Genomic DNA, 3478 nt, shown 5'->3' on the forward strand with positions numbered 1-3478 from the left:
CTGCAGAGGTGATGAAGGAATATTACAAAAAGGGTTAGAATGATCATATAGGACTTTCTAAAAACTTTGAAAGGCTGTTTGGGTAAAGAAATAGCTGAGTTGCTTATTTTTTGCCATCAACCCACATCCATCAAGTGAAGAACACTATTCTTAAAGAGAAAAGAGCGCTATCCTTTTTCTTATATCGAGCATTTTGCAAAAATCTGAGCCCTTGGGGTACAAGGTTTTCTAGACATAAAAAAGGGACTTCACCCCAACTTGTAGAAGTTTTTCGGTGACCAAACCAAAAAACCAAGGATGGAGGAAGTCACTTTGTATATTCTACAAGAAAGTCTATTTTCCTTTGAGGAACTGCAAAAATTAGAATCGAAAGAGCGATTGCCAATCTTTTTCGGCGCTCTTGACCTACGTCCTTACGCCAAGGAACTGAGAAGCCGATCCCTCCATGGCGCTGACGGTCACTGCAGACAAGGGATACTTCGTGCCTTGCTTGCGGCGCCTTTAGAAAATATCGATGCGTTCTCTGGCTTATATCGTCGTCTGGATGTAGATCTTCGCTTTCGATACGAAGAGCGAACTGCCGATGGCCCTTGACGTGACGCCGGCTCATGTCAATGACGGCGATTTGGCACCAAAGCTAATGGAAAAGGTAGCCGGTAAAACCAAAGTCAACTTCTTTGTGCTAGATGCCGGGTACGACCAACTTAAAAACTACGAGACAGCCCGAAATTTGAAAGCACAAGCGATCATTCCTATGAATCTTCGAAACGAGAAGGAGCCACCTTCCGGAATGACATCGAACGGAACACCATGCTGTTCCATGGGTTTTGCCATGACCTACTGGGGAGTAGACGGAAATCAATTGAAATTCCGCTGTCCCCATGCAACTGGCAAAGCTAATTGTCTACTTGGCATGGCAGCGTGTTCTTCCTCCAACTATGGGATGGTCGTCAAGATCGACGTGAACGAAGATCTCCGCCGATATTGCAGTCCCCATCGAGACACGAAACGCTGGAAAGAACTTTACAACGAAAGAACAAGCGTTGAGCGATGTAACTCTCGAATGAAAGTACACTTAACCGCTGATGACATGCATATCTGGGGCATCGAGAAAGTAAAAACCCATCAATATCTGAATGCGATTGTATTACTTGCATCCGCGTTGGCTGTGGCAAATAACCAGAAAAAAGCGGTGGCTTAACAAACGCAAAAACGAAAATTCTGCAGGTCTGCCCATTTTTGGGATCCCCCCATTTTTAAGTTCATTTTCCAGCTTGTTTTAAATCAAAAGTTCTGTAACTCTCGGCGTAAAATTGAATTATGCAAAATGCTCAGATATATAACAAGCTTGTTGGGGACAATTTGGTGACAGATATAACGTGATATGGCGTGATAAGAGATGATTCTATGCATTACTGACCGAATGATTGTTTGTTATCGTTTTTATTGTTCAGCATGCCTGTTAGTACGTCTGCTGCTTCCTGATCGGTGATCTTCAGTACATGGCCGTAGGTATCGAGGGTTGTCCCGAACCTGGATATTTGTCAATAGATTGGATATATAGAGATAAGATAATGGTGCAGTTCTGTAGAATGTACGTTCGTATTGTTTGAGTATAAAGTATTCGTTTAAAGAAAAGATTTGTTTTCTATTTTAGAAGCTCGATATACTCAAAAATATGCTTTTGGACACTTGCTTCGTTGTTCTTCCCACTCATAGAGAATTCGTAGTAACCACTTATAAATTCCTTAAATACCCAATCGATATCCTATTATAAGTAACTTTTTAAAATCAATACCAATTTTTTCTCTTATAGGTATTTTTTACCTTTAAATGTGAAATATTTCTTTGTATAATAAATAGTAAATTAACATATATGTATTTAATAGGGAATTAAGAGGTAAAAAAAGGAGGAGGGACATGGGGAAAATATCCTTTTTAATTAGATGCATTTTCATATGTATTTTTTTATACAGTGCTATATGGAAAATTATTAATTGGGAAAAGTATAAAAGTGTTGTATTAAGTTATGGAATTGTAGGAGAAGGAAGGTTATTATTAACTTCTCTTGTAGTAGTAGTGAGTGAAATTGGACTTGTTTTGCTGTTAATTAAATCTGATTTTTGGAAGATTAGTAGTGGCTTCGGCTCACTATTAATAACAGTCTTTACTATCATTCTGTTAACTAAATATGGGGAAGTCTTAGTTAATGGTTGTGGATGTATCGGAGATGATGAACTACATCAAATTGGATTTAGAGACATTTTAAAAAACATTATTATGCTTATGGGGTTTGTCCTTATAGTAATGATAGAGAAAACAAGGGGGCAGACTTAAGTATGAATAGAAATATAATTATTCTTATTTGTATAGTAGTAACTAGTATAGGAATCTATTTAGGAGTATCTTATTATGAATCAAAAAACATGAAAGATATACGACCTGCAATGGACTTAGTTGCAAATGAACCATTTCCAAACGTGCAATTGGAAGCAGAAAATAATAAAGTAATAGATTTTAATAGTTTGGGGAAACGTAAAAAAGTCATTTTTATTATTTCTACAAGATGTCAAATATGTAATGAAAAGAAGGAATACTTTGATAAATTCGCTGCTTATCTACAGAAGCAGGGAATTGATCCAATTGTTATATATCAAGATAGAAAGAAAATTTCTTTCAAACGCTATAAAAATATGAAAGGACAGTATCGCTTGTTAAATGATAAATTTCGTCTAACTAATATAACACCTACTATGCTACTACTTGATGATAATAATAAAATTGTTGAAATAGAAATAGGAATTGATGAGAATAGAAAGCTAATTGAGAAAATCACCAATTTTGAATGGTAAAGCTCAGTATGTCTTGGGGATGTAAATGCGACGAATATATTATTTAAAAAATTTTAAGTGGAGTATTACTTACAGCCGCATTAATTGGACAAATGGGAATGCATAGTGTTTATGCTTCAGAACAAACAGAACAAACAGAACAAATAGAACAAACAGAACAGTCACAGATATCTCCGTTAGGAGTTGGTAGTGGTACAGTAATAAGGAGCTGGAGTAGCACAAAAGTTTGCGATCAAAGTATAGATTGTCGTCCTTACAGCTGGGAGGATAAGCCAACTTGGACATGGGACTATTTTGAAGAGGTACGATTTCAAGATGGTAGTACACAGATTAATAAATACCCTAACCAAAAGGGTGGATGTTGTTAATAATAAATACTTAATCTAATAATATATTTATTTACATCCCCTTATTTATATACTCTGCTATTTCAAAAGGTATATCGTGATACACTTTTTCTTCTTACCTTGATATACAAAAATGATTCTATATATGAAATATAATTTATACATATCCTAATTGGAGTGAGGACTTTGATAAAAAAACAGTTTGTTATATTTTCCATACTTTGTATCTCTTTTATAATTTTAAATGAGCGTTTTGCAAAATAGCAATTTTCACCGAAA

General features: G+C 35.7%; 2 protein-coding genes and 1 pseudogene. All 3 read left to right on the forward strand.

All coding sequences use genetic code 11. The annotated features are described in order from the left end of the window. The first annotated feature begins 312 nt into the window (after positions 1-312). The 3 genes and pseudogenes from HMPREF0083_RS05080 to HMPREF0083_RS05090 all read left to right on the forward strand — a co-directional run bounded on the left by HMPREF0083_RS05080 (position 313) and on the right by HMPREF0083_RS05090 (position 2852). Positions 313-1201 (forward strand): annotated as a pseudogene (locus HMPREF0083_RS05080) (transposase). Positions 1202-1920: 719 nt separating this feature from the next. Beyond that, positions 1921-2337: a MauE/DoxX family redox-associated membrane protein gene (locus tag HMPREF0083_RS05085; protein WP_021620027.1), complete on the forward strand. Its 417-nt coding sequence runs from the start codon at positions 1921-1923 to the stop codon at positions 2335-2337. Between the two features lie 2 nt (positions 2338-2339). Next, positions 2340-2852 carry a TlpA family protein disulfide reductase gene (locus HMPREF0083_RS05090; RefSeq protein WP_021620028.1) on the forward strand — a complete coding sequence of 171 codons (513 nt, stop codon included), beginning with the start codon at positions 2340-2342 and terminating at the stop codon, positions 2850-2852. The last annotated feature ends 626 nt before the right edge of the window (positions 2853-3478 follow it).

The sequence above is a fragment of the Aneurinibacillus aneurinilyticus ATCC 12856 genome, from assembly GCF_000466385.1.
Lineage (GTDB): Bacteria > Bacillota > Bacilli > Aneurinibacillales > Aneurinibacillaceae > Aneurinibacillus > Aneurinibacillus aneurinilyticus.